The 16784-nt window shown below is 62.0% G+C and carries 17 protein-coding genes and 1 tRNA gene; 2 read left to right on the top strand and 16 right to left on the bottom strand.

The genetic code is table 11. The annotated features are described in order from the left end of the window. Positions 1-87: 87 nt before the first annotated feature. The 16 genes from DU490_RS13960 to rplU all read right to left on the bottom strand — a co-directional run bounded on the left by DU490_RS13960 (position 88) and on the right by rplU (position 15258). On the bottom strand, positions 88-1215 hold the full coding sequence (locus tag DU490_RS13960; protein ID WP_114574890.1) for a PilX N-terminal domain-containing pilus assembly protein: 1128 nt from the start codon (positions 1213-1215) through the stop codon (positions 88-90). A gap of 30 nt (positions 1216-1245) precedes the next feature. Then, the gene (locus tag DU490_RS13955) at positions 1246-1821 is read right to left on the bottom strand and encodes a PilW family protein (RefSeq protein ID WP_114574889.1); all 576 of its coding nucleotides are present in this window, start codon (positions 1819-1821) and stop codon (positions 1246-1248) included. Continuing rightward, entirely contained in the window at positions 1818-2222 is a 405-nt protein-coding gene (gene pilV / locus DU490_RS13950) for a type IV pilus modification protein PilV (protein WP_114574888.1), read from the bottom strand. Before pilV ends, DU490_RS13955 begins: the two co-directional genes overlap by 4 nt. Before the next feature lie 8 nt (positions 2223-2230). Then, complete coding sequence (locus DU490_RS13945; protein ID WP_114574887.1) at positions 2231-2668, bottom strand: GspH/FimT family pseudopilin; 438 nt, start codon at positions 2666-2668, stop codon at positions 2231-2233. Between the two features lie 2 nt (positions 2669-2670). Next, complete coding sequence (locus tag DU490_RS13940; protein WP_309485745.1) at positions 2671-3135, bottom strand: type IV pilin protein; 465 nt, start codon at positions 3133-3135, stop codon at positions 2671-2673. A gap of 118 nt (positions 3136-3253) precedes the next feature. Next, positions 3254-4228 (bottom strand): 4-hydroxy-3-methylbut-2-enyl diphosphate reductase, encoded by a 975-nt coding sequence (ispH, locus tag DU490_RS13935; RefSeq protein WP_114574885.1) that lies wholly within the window; start codon positions 4226-4228, stop codon positions 3254-3256. Between the two features lie 269 nt (positions 4229-4497). Beyond that, entirely contained in the window at positions 4498-4944 is a 447-nt protein-coding gene (gene fkpB / locus DU490_RS13930) for an FKBP-type peptidyl-prolyl cis-trans isomerase (RefSeq protein WP_114574884.1), read from the bottom strand. Positions 4945-4987: 43 nt separating this feature from the next. After that, the gene (lspA, locus tag DU490_RS13925) at positions 4988-5476 is read right to left on the bottom strand and encodes a signal peptidase II (protein WP_114574883.1); all 489 of its coding nucleotides are present in this window, start codon (positions 5474-5476) and stop codon (positions 4988-4990) included. Positions 5477-5495: 19 nt separating this feature from the next. After that, the gene (gene ileS, locus DU490_RS13920; protein WP_114574882.1) at positions 5496-8330 is read right to left on the bottom strand and encodes an isoleucine--tRNA ligase; all 2835 of its coding nucleotides are present in this window, start codon (positions 8328-8330) and stop codon (positions 5496-5498) included. Between the two features lie 10 nt (positions 8331-8340). Then, positions 8341-9399, bottom strand: a complete 1059-nt coding sequence (gene ribF / locus DU490_RS13915) for a bifunctional riboflavin kinase/FAD synthetase (RefSeq protein ID WP_114574881.1) — start codon at positions 9397-9399, stop codon at positions 8341-8343. Between the two features lie 240 nt (positions 9400-9639). After that, complete coding sequence (gene murJ, locus DU490_RS13910; protein WP_114574907.1) at positions 9640-11163, bottom strand: murein biosynthesis integral membrane protein MurJ; 1524 nt, start codon at positions 11161-11163, stop codon at positions 9640-9642. 263 nt (positions 11164-11426) lie between these two features. Next, positions 11427-11693, bottom strand: coding sequence for a 30S ribosomal protein S20 (rpsT, locus tag DU490_RS13905; RefSeq protein ID WP_114574880.1), 267 nt, complete (start codon positions 11691-11693; stop codon positions 11427-11429). A gap of 206 nt (positions 11694-11899) precedes the next feature. Continuing rightward, on the bottom strand, positions 11900-13036 hold the full coding sequence (gene proB, locus DU490_RS13900; RefSeq protein ID WP_114574879.1) for a glutamate 5-kinase: 1137 nt from the start codon (positions 13034-13036) through the stop codon (positions 11900-11902). Between the two features lie 347 nt (positions 13037-13383). Next, entirely contained in the window at positions 13384-14571 is a 1188-nt protein-coding gene (cgtA, locus tag DU490_RS13895) for an Obg family GTPase CgtA (protein ID WP_114574878.1), read from the bottom strand. Between the two features lie 84 nt (positions 14572-14655). Beyond that, positions 14656-14913 carry a 50S ribosomal protein L27 gene (gene rpmA / locus DU490_RS13890; protein ID WP_114574877.1) on the bottom strand — a complete coding sequence of 86 codons (258 nt, stop codon included), beginning with the start codon at positions 14911-14913 and terminating at the stop codon, positions 14656-14658. A gap of 33 nt (positions 14914-14946) precedes the next feature. Continuing rightward, the gene (gene rplU / locus DU490_RS13885) at positions 14947-15258 is read right to left on the bottom strand and encodes a 50S ribosomal protein L21 (RefSeq protein WP_066443749.1); all 312 of its coding nucleotides are present in this window, start codon (positions 15256-15258) and stop codon (positions 14947-14949) included. 284 nt (positions 15259-15542) lie between these two features. Between rplU and ispB the strand changes: the two genes are divergently transcribed. Together ispB and DU490_RS13875 are read left to right on the top strand one after the other, a co-directional pair. Beyond that, positions 15543-16550 carry an octaprenyl diphosphate synthase gene (gene ispB, locus DU490_RS13880; protein WP_114574876.1) on the top strand — a complete coding sequence of 336 codons (1008 nt, stop codon included), beginning with the start codon at positions 15543-15545 and terminating at the stop codon, positions 16548-16550. A gap of 102 nt (positions 16551-16652) precedes the next feature. Beyond that, positions 16653-16729: transfer RNA gene (locus tag DU490_RS13875), tRNA-Pro, on the top strand. Positions 16730-16784 lie beyond the last annotated feature (55 nt).

Below are 16784 nucleotides of genomic sequence, written 5' to 3'. Positions count from 1 at the left end.
CGTTTAAAACGTAACGCGACCTGCTGTCAGCACTGGCTGGGCATGAGGGCTGACTCCAAGGCTAAGTTGCTCTGCTGCAAGGGCTATCTAGTCGTTTTGCCACATGCTAATCGAAACAGAATCTCCGATAGACCCACCAGCAAACTTATCCAACGCCATAGAACTATAGTAAACACTTGGCGTACCGCTGCCCGTGTACTCCATGCTTTTACCGACAACAGCACCCACGATTGCAGTCGTTCCCTGGCCATCAATAGAAGGGGGAACTATAACCTGAGCATCGCTGCCGTCGATACCTTGCCTGGCAATAACTAAGCCAGCGAAACAAGTATTTCCCTGCTTGAACTCCAAAGTTCCGCCCTCTAAAATGATAATTCCGCCTGAGTCACTATTTATTTCAATAGTGTTATCAACACCCGCATAGGCTATATTACTGAGGCCAGACACTTGGCCAGGATTCATCGAAACTTTTCCACTACTCAGCAAATCATCAATAAATTTATCTAGCTCCGCTTCTGCCTCATCAACAGAAACGCCTCCAGTGTATGCCAAGTCTTCATAGCTAGATGTGCTCGACACGACAGGAGGGTCGCCATCAATATTATCCCCCGCACCGCCTTCGGAATATACGCCATCAAGAATTATCAACCCAGCTTTATCCTGGCCATTCGGATTCAACTCTGGCGTATTCTTTCCTTTTATGCTACAGCCCGCGTCACCTACAACATGATCATACCCATTAATTGAGCTGCTAGACTGACCTGAGCCGGTAGAAACAGAACAATTAGTCCCATAACAAGTGTATGCGCCATTAGCGTTTATTAAACTGGGAGGAACCCTGTTAAAAACAGCATCTATAAAGGCTCTGGCATCCTGACCTGCCAGCCCCTTAACCCTGACCCCTACAGAATCAGCAACAGAATCCCAATCAACTGGCTCGATTATTTCATATCTTATGCCTGCCGCTGCAAGCGCTGCGTGCCCATCCCAAGACTTTTTTTCACTACTAGTGGTTGGCCAGCCTTCACTTTGCAGCCATGCCATAAATTCAGATGCGCCTAATTCAGCATTCATCTGAGCTTCCGCCGAGGCCTTATAATTTCCCGCCAAACGTTCATCAATTAAAGATGCCTGCATCCCAGACAGCCCTAACATTAACGACATCGTCAGCATTGCCAGAACCACAACAAGCGCAGCTCCTCTTTGTTTTTTCATAACAACCTCCAGGCATAGAACCTAGTCAATCTAATTCACTGCGGCACTTCGGTTCACCGCATGAAATGTAAATTCGTCGAACTCTCCTTGCACACTCGACTGGAGGCGAAAAACCAACTGCCAGACGCCATCACCTAAGTCAATCGGCATAGGAAATCCATTGTCCGAAAACCCCCCGACTAAAGGCTCGGTAAACTCTGCTACCGTAGGGCAACTTGCTTTCAGCATGAGCGTGTGCTCGCCATCATACTCCTCAACCCAATACTCCTTTGTGACCTCATCTTCAGCATCACAAGAAGCAAGGTCGCCATTATTTGGCACTACTAAATTAAACACCGAGCCATTATCTATGGCACTAGCGCGGCGAATATCGCGAATCAGCGTCTCGGCGGCAAATGTAAGCGCCGCCTGCTTGTTGCCCATCAACTCGGTCTGACGGAATGTCTGGAAGCCCATCAGGAACAGCTGGCCGGCGCCAAGAATGATAATCAGGCCAATCACCAAGGCAACCATCAGTTCTATCAGGCTAAAACCCCGATGACGCCTAGGGGGCCTGCCGCCGCCGCTCGGGCTTGGAAAAACGCTTTGCACATGTCGTCGGTTCATAGCTCAGGCAGCCTGAAGAGATAAACAAATGGCTCAAGGTCCTCTTCATTCATGAAGCGCTCCTCCTGCCATGCAATAGTGACTATGTAATTGCAATCACTGGGTGAGTCTATGCTACTTCCTGCATCAGCCAAAATTTCGCCAAACCACTCCGCTTTCCAATTACCTTCAATATCGTTATCGCTTGGGCATGTTTTAGGATTCGATTTAGATAGTTTTTCCCAGGCCCTTTCCTGAGCGTCGATGGCCGCCAGGCTCACCACCGAGCGCTGGTAGCCCATATGGGCGCTCTGGAGGGCCTTGAGCTGCATGGCCGCCACGCCCAGCAGGCCGATGGAGAGCACCACCAAGGCGATCAACGCCTCGATTAGCGTAAAACCCGATTGAGCGTGACGGTACATGGCGTTCCTCAACTCGTTGGCTTGCCGATGCGGCCCGTTATGCTTACCTGAATTCTTTCACTTTTATCACCGCGAGAAATCGTTGTTATACAATTACTAGTTGTGCAGCTTTGGCGCCGGCCAAGAGAGTTAAAAACAACTATTACAGGATCTACAGTTACTTTATCGTCTCGTCCGCTTCTCAGAGCTAATTCATTTCCACCGACAAGAATCTCATAAGCCCATTCCCCGTTGGCCTGGGTAATCCGGAAAGTAACATTCTCTCGGCGCTTGATGGCTTCACTTCTTGCATGATTTAGACCAGAGAGGATCTCATTATAATCACTAGCAACCCGGTTGCTCGCCATCATGCCCTGAAAGCCCGGTACGGCAATGGTGGCCATGATGGCCGCCACCGCAATGGTCACCAACAGTTCGATAAGAGTGAACCCTCGAGCATTCATCATGTTCACCAACAGTTGCCGCCAGCAGGGCCGCGCTCGCCACGATGCGTGAGCGTCAAGGGGCCGGAGCAGCGGTCCGCCTGGGAGGTGGTCGCAGTCAGCGTGTAGCCGGAGTCCGTTTCGTTGAGAGAAATGGTAATGGTATAGATGCCATCCGGCGAGGTCGTGGTGATCGCACAACCGGCATAGGTGTTATCGACCGTATAGCAGCGCTCAAGCTGCTGGGCGGCTTGCATCAGCCCTGCATGTGCATCCGTCCGACGGCTGTTCTCCACATATCCCTGATAGCTCGGTATCGCAATCGCTGCCAGAATGCCGATCACGGCTACCGCTATCATCAGTTCGATGAGCGTGAAGCCGGCGGTGTGCCGGAGGATGCCTGTAGCGGCCCGGGAGCGGCCTCGGAAGGCTAGCCTCATCAAGCGACGCGTCTCCATGGTTGCGTTACGTTTGGTTTCAGTATGTATCATGACGTCGTCACCCGCTAGTGCGGCATCAAAAAGCCGGGCCTTTGCCCGGCTTCCCTGCCTATACGAACGAATGATTCTCTGTTAATACCAATACCAGTTTTCTCCTACTATGCCATCATCATAGCGAATCGCTGATGATTACGCGCTCACGCAGCTCGCGGGGCATCGAGAAGGTGATGGTTTCTTCCCGCCCGGCAAGCTCCTCCGGCGCCTCGGCGCCCAGGCCCTGAAGCCGTTCGACCACCCCCTTGACCAGCACTTCCGGTGCACTGGCCCCGGCGGTGATGCCGATGGTGGCGACGCCCTTCAGCCAGTCGGAATCGATCTGGTCGGCGTCGTCGATCAGGTAGGCCGGTGTGCCGCTCCGCTCGGCCAGCTCTCGCAGGCGATTGGAGTTGGAGCTGTTGGGGCTGCCCACCACCAGCAGCAGGTCGCTGCCGGCCGCCAGCTCGCGCACGGCGTCCTGGCGGTTCTGGGTGGCGTAGCAGATGTCGTCCTTGCGCGGCCCCTCGATCTCGGGAAACTTCTTGCGCAGGGCGTCGATCACTCGGGCGGTGTCATCCATGGAGAGGGTCGTCTGGGTGACGAAGGAGAGCCGCGACGGGTCCTTGACCTGGAGCCGTTCGACGTCGGCCTCATCCTCGACCAGGTAGATCTCGCCGCCATGGCCGGTGTCGTAGCGCCCCATGGTGCCTTCCACCTCGGGATGGCCGGCGTGGCCGATCAGGATGCACTCCTGGCCGCGCCTGGCGTATCGCAACACCTCCAGATGCACCTTGGTGACCAGCGGACAGGTGGCGTCGAATACCTTGAGGCCGCGGCGTTCGGCGTCCTCCTGCACGGCGCGGGAGACGCCGTGGGCGGAGAAGATGACGATGACGTCATCGGGCACCTCATGGAGCTCCTCGACGAAGACGGCTCCGCGCTCGCGCAGGGTGTCGACCACGAAGCGGTTGTGCACCACTTCATGACGCACGTAGATGGGCGGGCCGAAGACATCCAGCGCCCGGTTGACGATCTCGATGGCGCGGTCGACGCCGGCGCAGAAGCCGCGGGGATTGGCCAGCTTGATTTGTATGGGTTTGCGTTGCATGGCGCCTTGCCTTGATGCCTGGGCATCCGGTCGTAGATTCTCTGATGGACCGGGGCTGTTCCGGCGACAGATCTACGCAAAGGCGCTGTAAACCCTTCCCTGGGCGCTACTTTTGCCCTGCGGCGCTCTCGCATCCTGCTCCGCTTGCAGGGCCGGTGCTAGCCATCCATGGCTAGCCCGTTCGGAGCAGTGCTCCTCACCCCTGGCAAAAGACCTTTGCTCTGATCCGTCCCCGGCGCCCCTCACCTGAAAAACGTTCTCAGGCGTTCTTAATGAGTCTGTGCAGGCTTCACCGCGATGACTTCCACCTCGAAGGTCAGGGTACGCCCTGCCAGCGGATGATTGAAGTCCACCTCCACCTGCTTGTCCTCGACGCTGATGATGACACCGGGCAGCTCGCCCCCGGCTGCGTCGGCGAACGACATCACGGTGCCGACCTCGGGTTCGATGTCCTCGAAGTCGTCGCGACTGAGCAGCTGGACGTTCTGCGGGTTGTGCTGGCCGAAGGCGTGCTCGGGTGTGATCTCGAAACTGCCGCTCTCGCCGTCGCTCAGCCCCTTCAGAGGATATTCGAAGCCCGGCGGCAGGTTGCCGTCACCCATCTGGAAGGTGGCCGGCTCCTTGTCGCGAGTCGAGTCCACCACGGTGCCGTCTTCCAGCTTGAGGGTGAAGTGCAGGGTGACTTCCATCCCCTCGTCGATGCGATATTCGCTCATGGTTGCCCTCTGCTGTCTCTGTCGTGTCGCGGCATGAGCCCTGTCAGCCACGGCGGCGCGCCTGCTTGCGCCCCTCGAAAATGGATTCCCAGATCAGGCCGATGGCCCCCAGGGTGATACCGATGTCGGCCACGTTGAAGGCCGGGTAGTACCACCCAGCCACATGGAACGACAGGAAGTCCACAACGTAGCCGTGCACCAGGCGATCATAGAGGTTGCCCAGCGCCCCGCCGATGATCAGGGCCAGCGCCACCGCCAGCAGCGTCTCGTCGCGCTTGAGGCGAGTCAGCCAGTAGGTCAGGCCGACACTGGCGCCCACGGCAATGATGGCGAAGAACCAGCGCTGCCAACCGGGACTGTCGGCCAGGAAGCTGAAGGCCGCGCCGGTGTTGTGGAGCAGCGTCAAGTTGAAGAACGGCAGCACCTCCACCGGCTGACCGTAGCTCAGAAGACTCGTCGCCAATGCCTTGGTGCCAAGGTCCAGCACGATCCAGGCAGCCGCCAGCCACAGCCAGCGCAGCGGCTGGCGCATCGGTTCTCCGCCAGCAACATCAGGCATAGTGACGCACTTCCCCGGCGCCCTGGGGCAGGTTGCCGATACAGCGACCGCAGAGGTCCGGATGCTCGCTGTGCGAACCGACGTCCTCGCGGTGATGCCAGCAGCGTTCGCACTTCTGGTGCGGGCTGGCCGTCACGGCCACCTTGAGGCCGTCGAGCTCGGTGGCTTCGGCGTTCTTCCCCTCAGCCAGCGGCGCCAGGCGCACTTCGCTGGTCAGCATCACGAAGCGCAGCTCGTCGCCGAGCTTGGCCAGGGTCGCCTGCAGCTCGTCACTGACGTAGAGCGTGACCTCGGCAGCCAGGCTGCCCTTGATGGTCTTGGCGTTGCGGGCGTCCTCCAGGCACTTGTTCACCGCCTGCTTGACCTCGAGCACCTGCTCCCAGAAATCGCGGCCCAGGAGGGCGTCGTCGGCGAGGGTCGAGAGCCCTTCGTAGTAGGTCTCGAGCAGCACGCTGTCGCCTCGATGACCGGGGATATGCGCGTAGATCTCCTCGGCGGTGAACGAGAGGATCGGCGCCACCCAGCGGGAAAGGGCTTGTACCACCTGGTAGAGCGCGGTCTGACAGCTGCGCCGCGCCAGGGAGTCAGCCTGGGTGGTGTACTGGCGGTCCTTGATCACGTCCAGATAGAAGCCGCCCAGCTCCCGGGAGCAGAAGGTGTGTACCTGCTGGTAGACGTCGAGGAAGCGGTACTCCTCGTAGGCCGTCTCGATGCGCGCCTGGAGCTGGGCGGCGCGATCCACCACCCACTGGTCCAGCGCCAGCATGTCGTCGAAGGCCACCTGATCCCGGCTCGGCTCGAAGCCGTTGAGGTTCGAGAGCAGGAAGCGCGCGGTGTTGCGGATACGCCGGTAGACGTCGGCGGTGCGCTTGAGGATCTCGTCGGAGACCGCCATCTCGCCGGAATAGTCGGTGGAGGAGACCCACAGGCGCAGGATATCGGCGCCCAGCTTGTCCATCACTTCCTGGGGTGCGACGACGTTGCCCAACGACTTGGACTGCTTACGCCCCTGGGAGTCGACGGTAAAACCGTGCGTCAGCAGTTGCCGATACGGCGGATGGCCATCGATTGCCGAGCCTGTCAGCAGCGATGAGTGGAACCAGCCGCGGTGCTGGTCGGAACCCTCCAGGTACAGGTCGGCACGCGGCCCCGTCTCGTGGCCATGGGGGTGCGAGCCGCGCAGCACGTGGCGGTGGGTAGTGCCGGAGTCGAACCACACATCCAGGGTATCGGTGACCTTGTCGTACTCTGCGGCCTCCTCGCCCAGCAGCTCGACCGGGTCGAGACGGAACCAGGCATCGATGCCCTCCTTCTCCACGCGTTTGGCGGCTTCCTCCATCAGCTCGAGGGTGCGGGGATGCAGTTCACCACTGGCCTTGTGCAGGAAGAAGGGAATCGGCACGCCCCAGTTACGCTGGCGCGAAATGCACCAATCCGGACGGTTGGCGATCATGGAATGCAGTCGCGCCTTGCCCCAGGCGGGGGTGAAATGAGTCGCCTCGATGCCCTCGAGAGCCCGCTCACGCAGGGTGCGACCATCCTTGCCCTTGACGTCCATGCCCACGAACCACTGGGCGGTGGCACGGTAGATCACCGGCGTCTTGTGTCGCCAGCAGTGCATGTAGCTATGGGTAATGACCTTGTGGGCCATCAGGGCGTCGACCTCGCGCAGCTTGTCGACGATCTGCGGGTTGGCCTTCCAGATCATCTGGCCACCGAAGAACGGCAGGTCCTTGGCGTAGACGCCGTTGCCCTGCACCGGGCTCTTGATCTCCTCGAACGCCATGCCGTGGGCACGGCAGGTGACGAAGTCGTCGACGCCGTAGGCGGGGGCGGAGTGAACGATGCCGGTACTGCCCACCTCGGATTCGACGTAGTCGGCCAGATAGACCGGAGAGACGCGATCATAGAAAGGATGGCGGAACTCGATCAGGTCGAGCGCCTCACCCTTCGTCGTAGCGATCACTTCACCCTGGAGCTCATAGCGCTCCAGGCAGCTCTCCACCAGCTCCTCGGCCAGCAGCAGCAGGCGGCTGCCGGTGTCGACCAGGGCATAGGTGAACTCGGGATGCACGTTGAGCGCCTGGTTGGCCGGAATGGTCCAGGGCGTAGTAGTCCAGATCACGATGGCAGCGGGCTTGGGCAGCTCGGTCAGGCCGAAGGCGGCCGCCAGCTTGGCCTCGTCGATGGCCGGGAAGGCCACATCGATGGCGTCGGACTTCTTGTCCTGATACTCCACCTCGGCTTCGGCCAGCGCCGAGCCGCAGTCGAAGCACCAGTTGACCGGCTTGAGACCCTTGAACACATAGCCGGCCTCGACCATGTCCGCCAGCGCGCGGATCTCGCCGGCCTCGTTGGCGAAATCCATGGAGCGGTAGGGGTTGTCCCAATCGCCGATGATGCCCAGCCGCACGAAGTCGACGAGCTGGGTCTCGATCTGGGCGGTGGCGTACTCGCGGCAAAGCCCCCGGGCCTGCTCGGGCTCGAGATGCTTGCCGTGGGTGGTCTCCACCTTGTGCTCGATGGGCAGGCCGTGGCAGTCCCAGCCAGGCACGTAGGGGGCGTCGAAGCCGGCCAGGTTCTTTGACTTGACGATGATGTCCTTGAGGATCTTGTTGAGGGCGTGACCGATATGAATGCTGCCGTTGGCATAGGGAGGGCCATCGTGCAGCACGAACTGTTCGCGTCCGCGGCGCTCTTCACGCAGGCGCTGGTAGAGCTTCATGTCCTGCCACTGCGACACCTGACCGGGCTCACGCTTGGGCAGCATGCCGCGCATGGGGAAGTCGGTTTCGGGCAGATTCAGTGTGTGCTTGTAGTCGCTCATATCCTGGGGGTCAGCCGTCGTCGTGGTCGGCGGGACGTCCCGCCGAGAATTCGGAAGCCACGGCCTCGCGCGCCAGGGGCGCCGATGCCAGTGGGAGTGTGTCGTCTGTCAAGCCGATGCCAGCGGCCCCGCGGCCGTCGTCGAAGTAGCCCCGGGCTCGCACCTGGTCTGCGTCGATCTGTCGCTTGAGATCGGCGAAGTCGTCGAACTTCACCTCGCCACGCAGCTTGGCGCAGGGGAAGACCGCAAGCCGCTGGCCGTAGAGGTCACCTTCGAAGTCGAACAGGTGAACCTCGAGCACCGGTCGGCGGCTTCCCACCGTTGGGCGCCAGCCGATATTGGCTACGCCCGGCCAGCGGCTGCCATCGGGCAGCTCTGTCACCACCGCATAGACGCCGCGCAACGCCAGGGGCAGCGGCAGCAGCGGCAGATTGGCGGTGGGCACACCGATGGTACGGCCGAGCTTCTGATCGGCCACCACCCGCCCACTCAGGCGATAGGGCCGGCCCAGCATGCGTACCGCCTGGGAGAAATTGCCGCTGGCTAGCAGGGTCCGCACCCGGGTGCTCGAGACGCGTTCGTCGTCCAGGGTGAAGGTGCGGGTATGCTCGACGCTGAAGCCTGCGGGCCCGCGACGCTCGCCCTCTTCCGCCAGCAGGTTGAAGTCTCCGCTGCGGTCGCAGCCGAAACGGAAGTCGTCACCCACCACCAGATGGCGCACGCCCAGGCCTTCGACGAGCACCCTGTCGATGAATTCCACCGCAGTAAGGCTGCGCAGGGTATCGTTGAAGGGCAGGCAGAGCACAGTCTCCACCCCGGCCTCGCCCAGCAGACGCACCTTCTCGCGCAGGCGGGTCAGCCTCGGCGGGGCCTGGTCGCCGGCGAAGAACTCCCGGGGCTGCGGCTCGAACACCACCACCGTGACCGGCAGCTGCAGCTTCGAGGCCTGCTCGCGGCACTGGTCGAGAATCGCCTGATGGCCGCGGTGCACCCCATCGAAGTTGCCGATGGTGGCCACGCATCCGCGATGCTCCTCGCGCAGATTGTGCAGTCCTCGAATGACTTCCATTTAGTCGTCACTAAACCTTTTGGTTGAAACGTGTAAAGAGGTCGATTATAGCGAACCCAGCCCCCCTTGACAGCCGTTCGCCTATGTTCGAGACACCGAACGACCGGGGCTGATCCGGAGGCAGGCCGTCGCAGAGGCGCTGTAAATCCTTCCCTGGACGCTACATTTGCCATCCATGGCAAATGACCTCTTGCGCCGACCTGCCCCCGGCGCCCCTCGGGGCACTCAGCGTATCGTCACTCACCCTTTCATACGAAAGTGGCGCAGCCGCACCCCGAAGGCCATCAGCCAGGCGAAATAGACGACTGCACCGGCCACCACCAGCAGCGCCAGCCACTGCACCCTGGTCCAGACGTCCCAGCCGAGCCACTGCTGCCAGTCGGGAGAGAGCCACGCCAGGCCCAGCCCCATGACCGTGCAGCCGCCCAGCAGCTGCAACCCGAAACGCCCCCAGCCGGGCTGGAACACCAGCACCCGATCCTTCCACAGCAGCCAGCCCAGCAGGCCGGCATTGAGGAAGGCCGAGAGCGCCGTGGCCAGGGCCAGTCCGGCGTGGGCCAGCGGCCAGACGAGGATCAGATTGAAGACCATGTTGGCTGCCATGGCGATGATACCGATCTTCACCGGGGTCTTGGTGTTCTGGCGCGCGAAGAACCCCGGCGCCAGCACCTTGATCAGCATGAAGGCGATAAGCCCGAAGGCGTAGGCACGCAGGCTCATGGCCGCCATGGTGATGTCGTGCTCGGTCATGGCGCCATAGTGGAACAGCGAGATCAGCAGCGGCTCTGCCAGCACCGCCAGGGCCAGGGCCGCCGGCAGGCCCAGCAGCAGTACGGTCCGCACTGCCCAGTCGAGCATGGCGGCGAAATGCTCCCCGGACTGGGCCGCATGGCGCTTGGAGAGTGCCGGCAGGATCACCGTGCCGATGGCGATACCGAACACGCCCAGGGGCAGCTCCACCAGCCGGTCGGAGTAGTAGAGCCAGGAGACGCTGCCCGGCTCCAGCAGCGAAGCCAGCACGGTATCGAGCAGCAGATTGATCTGCGAGACCGAGACGCCGAACAGCGCCGGCACCATCAGCACCAGGATGCGCTTCACGCCGCTGTGGGCGAAGTTGGGCCAGGGGGTGGGCATCAGCCCCAGGCGAACCAGGAAGGGTACCTGGAAGGCCAACTGGGCGAACCCCGCGATCAGCACGCCCCAGGCCAGCGCCATGGCAGGCTCTTCCATCAGCGGCGTCAGCAGCAGCGCCGCACCGATCAACGACAGGTTCAGCAGTACCGGGGTGAAGGCCGGCACCGCGAAACGGTTCCAGGTATTGAGTACGCTGCCGGCGAAGGCCGTCAGCGAGACCAGCAACAGGTAGGGAAAGGTCAGCCGCAGCATGTCGGCGGTCAGCGCCATCTTGGCCGGGTCGCGGCCGAAACCGGGGGCGAAGAGCCACACCAGCCAGGGCGACGCCAGCATGGCCAGCGCCGTGATCAACGCCAGCACCGCCGTGAGACTGCCCGCCACCGCGTTGAGCAGTTCGCGCACCTCGCGCTTGCTGCCGCGGGTGGCGTACTCCGAAAGCACCGGCACGAAAGCCTGGTTGAAGGCACCCTCGGCAAACAGCCGGCGCATGAAGTTGGGGATCTTGAAAGCGACGAAGAAGGCATCGGCACCGCTGCCGGCACCAAACAGGGTGGCCACCACCACGTCGCGCACCAGCCCCATGACCCGCGACAGCATGGTCATGACGCTGACCACCAGGCCGGAGCGCATCAGCCCTCCGGCCTTCGGCGCCACGGCCCGGTCATCGTCGGCCACCGGCACCGGGGGCGAATCCCCTGGCGGCAGCGGCTTTGACTCGGGCGGCTGTTCGCTATCCGTCACGCTGTTCCTTCCTCGGCAGGCTGACTCAACGAAGACTTACTCAGGTAGAAACCAGACACAAAAAAACCGGCCTCAGCCGGTTTTTCGTGGGATATCTTCGAACGTGAGCGCATTGGCGCAGCAGCGTTCGGGACTCCTCAAAAGCGTCCGGCTTACGCAGCCAGCGCCTTAATTCGCTTGTTCAGGCGGCTCTTGATGCGCGCGGCCTTCTTCTTGGAGAGCACGTCCTTGTCGGCGATACGGTCGATGACCGGCTGCGCCTGCTTGAACTGGCTCATGGCCTCGGCGTGGTCACCGCCCTGAATGGCCTTGATGACGCGCTTGAGGTAAGTACGCACCATGGCACGCTGACTCGCCTTCAGAACACGGCGGCCTTCCGCCTGACGGGCACGCTTGCGGGCTTGCTTGCTGTTCGCCACTGACTATCTCCTGGAATACATTAACGCCGCCGGGCATCCCGACGGCATTGATAACATTTTGTCCGGACTGGAAAAATTGGCTTTTCCGCCGGCTTGGCCATCCGGCAACGCGATGGTTGTCGACGGGCCGTGTCTGAGAGGATGGCGCATCCTACCATAACAACCCGCTGCCTTGCCACAGCTGGATAACGTCGCGCGCCCCACTCTCAAAGCACTACCAGATTGTCGCGATGAATGAGCTCCGGGGCTTCCATGTAGCCCAGGATCGCTTCGATCTGATGGCTGGGCTTGCCAAGCAGTCGGCTTGCCTCGGCAGCATCGTAGTTGACCAGCCCCTTGGCTACCCTCTCGCCCTGTTCGTCGACACAGAGCACCATGTCGCCGCGCACGAAGTTGCCCGACAGCGCCTTGACCCCAACCGGCAGCAGGCTCGAGCCGCTGCCGCGCAGCACTTTCACCGCACCAGCATCCAGGACCAGGCTGCCGCGCACCTGCAGCTGGCCGGCAAGCCAGCGCTTGCGTGCCGCCATGGGCGCTTCTTCCGGCGACAGCAGGGTACCGAGCCGCTCTCCCTCGACCAGCCGGGTGAGCACGTCGGGCTGGCGCCCGCTGGCAATCGCCGTGACCGCGCCGGAGCGCGCCGCCAGGCGTGCCGCCTCCACCTTGGTGGCCATGCCACCGCGGCCCAGCGCACCGCCGCTGCCCGCTACGGCGGCCAGCGACGGATCGCCGGCACGCCCTTCATGAATCAGTTGGGCATCGGCGTTATACCGCGGGTCGGCATCGAACAGCCCTTCCTGGTCGGTGAGGATCACCAGGGCATCGGCTTCCAGCAGGTTGGCCACCAGCGCCCCCAGGGTGTCGTTGTCCCCGAAGCGGATCTCGTCGGTGACCACGGTATCGTTCTCGTTCACCACCGGCACCACCCGCAGATCGACCAGGGTCCGCAATGCCGAACGCGCATTGAGATAGCGCTTGCGGTTGGAAAGGTCGTCGTGGGTCAGCAGCACCTGGGCGGTGAGCAGGCTATGTCGAGCGAAGTGGTGCTCATAGCACTGGGTCAGGCCATTCTGGCCCACCGCAGCGGCGGCCTGCAGCTCATGCACCGCCGAAGGGCGCACCTGCCAGCCCAGCCGCACCATGCCAGCCGCCACGGCGCCGGAGGAGACCAGCACCACCTCGATGCCTTGCCGGTGCAATGCGGCGATCTGGTCCACCCAGCCGCCGATAGCAGGCTCATCGAGACCGCGCCCGTCATTGGTCAGCAGCGCGCTGCCGATCTTCACCACCACCCGACGAGCGCCACGCAGCGCATCGCGTCCCGGTACCCGCTCGTTGCTCACCTATTCACTCTCCAACAAGGCTGAAATTTAAAGATCTTCACACTTTGGCGTGAAATGGCAAGGGGAGTCATGGCCGCGCTGTAGGAGTAGCTTCAGATCACGACTGGAGGCCGAAGGACTCCCGGCGGCGTTACCGATGGTCGCGGTTATTGCCAGCGCGGCAGCCTCCGCCGGGCGCCTATCGGCGCCAGTCGCGATGGGAACCAGCGCTCCAACAAGGAGCGCCTGCGTCGCTGTCGTCGAGCCCCCTTCCGCAATGCAGCCTATGCAGAGCAGGTTCACGCCAAAATGCGATGAACCAAATTTAACAACCTCAAGACACTGCGCGAGCGCAGCCAGTTGTTACCTCAAGGAGCGTATTCAACCTCGACGTCATGATCATCGTCATCGAAGTCATCATCATCGTCATCCTTGCGCTTGCGGTGGCGCCCCAGGCGCGCTTCGGTGCGCGCCACGGACTCGGCCTCCATGCGCTCGCGCATCTGGCGCTCACGCTCCGCGGCTTCCTCATCTTCATGCTCGAGACGACGCCGTTCTGTCAGCCAGCGATGTGCCGCCTGTACCAGGGCATCAGTGCCCTCCCCGCTGATCGCCGAGATGCGATACACCGGACCCTCCCAGGCGAGCCCCTCGACGATGGCGGCCACCCGCGCCTCGCGCTCTTCCGCGGGCACCAGATCGAGCTTGTTGATCACCAGCCAGCGCGGCAACTCGGCGAGGGCCGGCGAGAACTGACCCAACTCGTGAATGATCGCTTCTGCGGCCTCCACCGGGTCGGATTCGTCGAAGGGCGCCATGTCGACCACGTGAAAGAGCAGCCGGGTGCGGGTCAGGTGCTTGAGGAAACGCAGCCCTAACCCGGCACCGTCGGAGGCCCCTTCGATCAGCCCCGGCACGTCGGCCATGACGAAGTGCTCGTGCATGCCGAGCTTCACCACGCCCAGATTGGGCACCAAGGTGGTAAAGGGATAGTCGGCCACCTTGGGCTTGGCCGCGGATACCGAGCGGATCAACGTCGACTTGCCGGCATTGGGCATGCCCAGCAGGCCCACGTCGGCCATCACCTTCATTTCCAGGCGCAGGTTGCGCCGTTCGCCCTCGGTGCCCAGCGTGGTCTTGCGCGGGGCTCGATTGGTGGACGACTTGAAGTGGATGTTGCCGAGCCCGCGACGACCGCCCTGGGCCACCAGCACCTGCTGGCCGATTTCGGTGATGTCGACGATCACTTCAAGCGTATCCTCGTCGATCACCGTAGTACCTACCGGCACCTTGACCACCAGGTCGTCTCCGGCGCGCCCGCTCATCTGACGCCCCTGGCCGGGCTGGCCGTTCTCGGCCTGGTAGAAGCGCTGGAACTTGAAGTCGATGAGGGTATTGAGGGAGTCGTCACCCACCAGGTAAACGCTACCGGCATGCCCGCCGTCACCGCCATCTGGGCCACCCTTGGGCACGTATTTCTCGCGGCGGAAGCTGAGGCAGCCACTGCCCCCCCTGCCTGCCTCCACGATGATCGAGGCTTCGTCGACGAACTGCATTGCTACTCTCCCGACGGCATCCACCGTCATGATACAAGAAGGCCCCGCCTTGGCGGGGCCCTCCTACTACCGGTTCGCGCGCTCTCAGGCAGAGACGACGCTAACGAACTTGCGGCTTTTCGGACCCTTGGTCTCGAACTTGACCACGCCGTCGCTCAGGGCGAACAGGGTATGGTCACGGCCGAGGCCGACACCGGTGCCTGCGTGGAACTTGGTGCCACGCTGACGGACGATGATGTTACCGGCGGTTACGACCTGGCCACCGAACAACTTGACGCCAAGGCGTTTGGATTCTGAATCGCGGCCGTTACGGGTAGAGCCGGCTGCCTTCTTATGAGCCATTGCAAAGTCCTCGCTCGTTCAGGGGGTTGCCGCTTACGCGGAGATCCCGGTGATCTTGACTTCAGTGAACCACTGACGGTGGCCCTGACGCTTCATGCTGTGCTTCCGGCGACGGAACTTGATGATGCGGATCTTTTCGCCACGGCCGTGGGAAACGATCTCGGCAGCCACCTTGGCACCGTCAACCAGCGGTGCACCAATGGTGACGTCATCACCATCGGCTACCAGGAGGACCTGGTCGAACTCGATGGTTTCGCCGGTCGGCACTTCCAGCTTCTCGAGCTTGAGAGTCTGGCCTTCCTGAACGCGGTACTGCTTGCCACCGCTCTTGATTACTGCGTACATGTGCGTGTCTCTCCAGAACTCATCGGGGTTGGCTCTTCGTCGGCCTGCTTCGAGTGGCGCCCCTTTTGGCAGCCATCTGACAGGGAGCGTGATGAGTGGGCCGCGTATTATAACGACACCCACCTGGCCGTTCAAGCCACATCTTGACTGCTTGCCGAACGCCATCATGTGCAGGCGTGACGCCGCTTGACGCCCATCGGGGGTCCCCATAGCATGACCCGCAACCCAAGGCCACGGGCAATGCCTTCGACTTGCCGGCCCCACTGCTTGATGACAACGAATCCATGCCAGCCAACGTCACTTCGAATTCATCTGCCGGTACCGCCCCTGGCTCTCCGCTTCATGCCGCGGTCGCCGATGATTTTGCCGCAGTCAACCGTACCATCATGTCCCAGCTGGCCTCGCGCGTTCCGCTGGTGGTGACCATCGGACAGTACATCATCGCCAGCGGCGGCAAGCGCCTGCGCCCGCTGCTGGTATTGCTGGCCGCTCGCTCGCTGGGCTACCAGGGCGACAAGCACATCTCGCTTGCCACGCTGATCGAGTTCATGCACACCTCGACGCTGCTGCATGACGACGTGGTGGATGACTCACACCTGCGACGCGGCCGCGCCACCGCCAACAATGCCTGGGGCAACGCACCCTCGGTGCTGGTCGGCGACTATCTCTACAGTCGTTCCTTCCAGATGATGGTTGAGATCGGCTCGCTGCGGATCATGGACGTGCTGTCGGGGGCTACCTGCGTCATCGCCGAGGGCGAGGTGCAGCAACTCACCAATGTGGGCAACCCCGACATCGACGAGGCCACCTACTTCGAGACTATCCTCGGCAAGACCGCCATGCTGTTCGAGGCAGCATCGCACAGCGGCGCAATTCTCGCCGAGGCGCCCCCGCAGCAAGAAATGGCGCTACAGCACTATGGCCGCTACCTCGGGCTCGCCTTCCAACTGATCGACGACCTGCTCGACTATCAGGGCGACGTCACTGCCATGGGCAAGAACGTAGGTGACGACCTGGCCGAAGGTAAGCCGACTCTGCCACTGATTCAGGCCATGGCCGCCGGCACCCCAGAACAGGCCAGGACGATTCGTCAGGCCATTCGTCAGGGCGGCCTCGACCACCTGGACGAAGTGCTGGCCATCGTGCGCGACACCGGAGCGCTGGACTATACCCGCGCCTGCGCCGAGGAAATGGTCGCCAAGGCCCTGGAACAGCTGGAGCTCCTGCCTGCCAGCCGCTATCGCGACAGCATGGCGGAGCTGGCCCGCATGGCGGTGGACCGAGAGGCCTGAGGCAGCGCCGCCTGAGGGCTTGCAAGCCCAAGGCAATTGCGTATAATGCCGATCTCGTCAGGCCCCCAGTCGCCTGACGGTACAGTGAAAACTGGCAAAAATCGGAGTATAGCTCAGCTTGGTAGAGCGCTGCCTTCGGGAGGCAGAGGTCGTAGGTTCGAATCCTGCTACTCCGACCAGAGAATATCAAGGGCTTGCGAGAAATCGCAGGCCCTTTTCTTTTGGTTCTTCACA

The organism is Halomonas sp. DQ26W (assembly GCF_003339685.1).
Lineage (GTDB): Bacteria > Pseudomonadota > Gammaproteobacteria > Pseudomonadales > Halomonadaceae > Halomonas.
This window is presented reverse-complemented; position numbering and strand designations above follow the sequence as displayed.

Coding starts and splice junctions, on each gene's coding strand:
- DU490_RS13945 (WP_114574887.1), bottom strand. CDS start 2,668: ATGATGAATGCTCGAGGGTTCACTCTTATCGAACTGTTGGTGACCATT.
- ispB (WP_114574876.1), top strand. CDS start 15,543: ATGCCAGCCAACGTCACTTCGAATTCATCTGCCGGTACCGCCCCTGGC.
- DU490_RS13955 (WP_114574889.1), bottom strand. CDS start 1,821: ATGAACCGACGACATGTGCAAAGCGTTTTTCCAAGCCCGAGCGGCGGC.
- murJ (WP_114574907.1), bottom strand. CDS start 11,163: ATGCGCTCCGGCCTGGTGGTCAGCGTCATGACCATGCTGTCGCGGGTC.
- DU490_RS13940 (WP_309485745.1), bottom strand. CDS start 3,135: ATGATACATACTGAAACCAAACGTAACGCAACCATGGAGACGCGTCGC.
- ileS (WP_114574882.1), bottom strand. CDS start 8,330: ATGAGCGACTACAAGCACACACTGAATCTGCCCGAAACCGACTTCCCC.
- lspA (WP_114574883.1), bottom strand. CDS start 5,476: ATGCGCCAGCCGCTGCGCTGGCTGTGGCTGGCGGCTGCCTGGATCGTG.
- ispH (WP_114574885.1), bottom strand. CDS start 4,228: ATGCAACGCAAACCCATACAAATCAAGCTGGCCAATCCCCGCGGCTTC.
- DU490_RS13960 (WP_114574890.1), bottom strand. CDS start 1,215: ATGAAAAAACAAAGAGGAGCTGCGCTTGTTGTGGTTCTGGCAATGCTG.
- cgtA (WP_114574878.1), bottom strand. CDS start 14,571: ATGCAGTTCGTCGACGAAGCCTCGATCATCGTGGAGGCAGGCAGGGGG.
- ribF (WP_114574881.1), bottom strand. CDS start 9,399: ATGGAAGTCATTCGAGGACTGCACAATCTGCGCGAGGAGCATCGCGGA.
- fkpB (WP_114574884.1), bottom strand. CDS start 4,944: ATGAGCGAATATCGCATCGACGAGGGGATGGAAGTCACCCTGCACTTC.
- rpmA (WP_114574877.1), bottom strand. CDS start 14,913: ATGGCTCATAAGAAGGCAGCCGGCTCTACCCGTAACGGCCGCGATTCA.
- pilV (WP_114574888.1), bottom strand. CDS start 2,222: ATGTACCGTCACGCTCAATCGGGTTTTACGCTAATCGAGGCGTTGATC.
- rplU (WP_066443749.1), bottom strand. CDS start 15,258: ATGTACGCAGTAATCAAGAGCGGTGGCAAGCAGTACCGCGTTCAGGAA.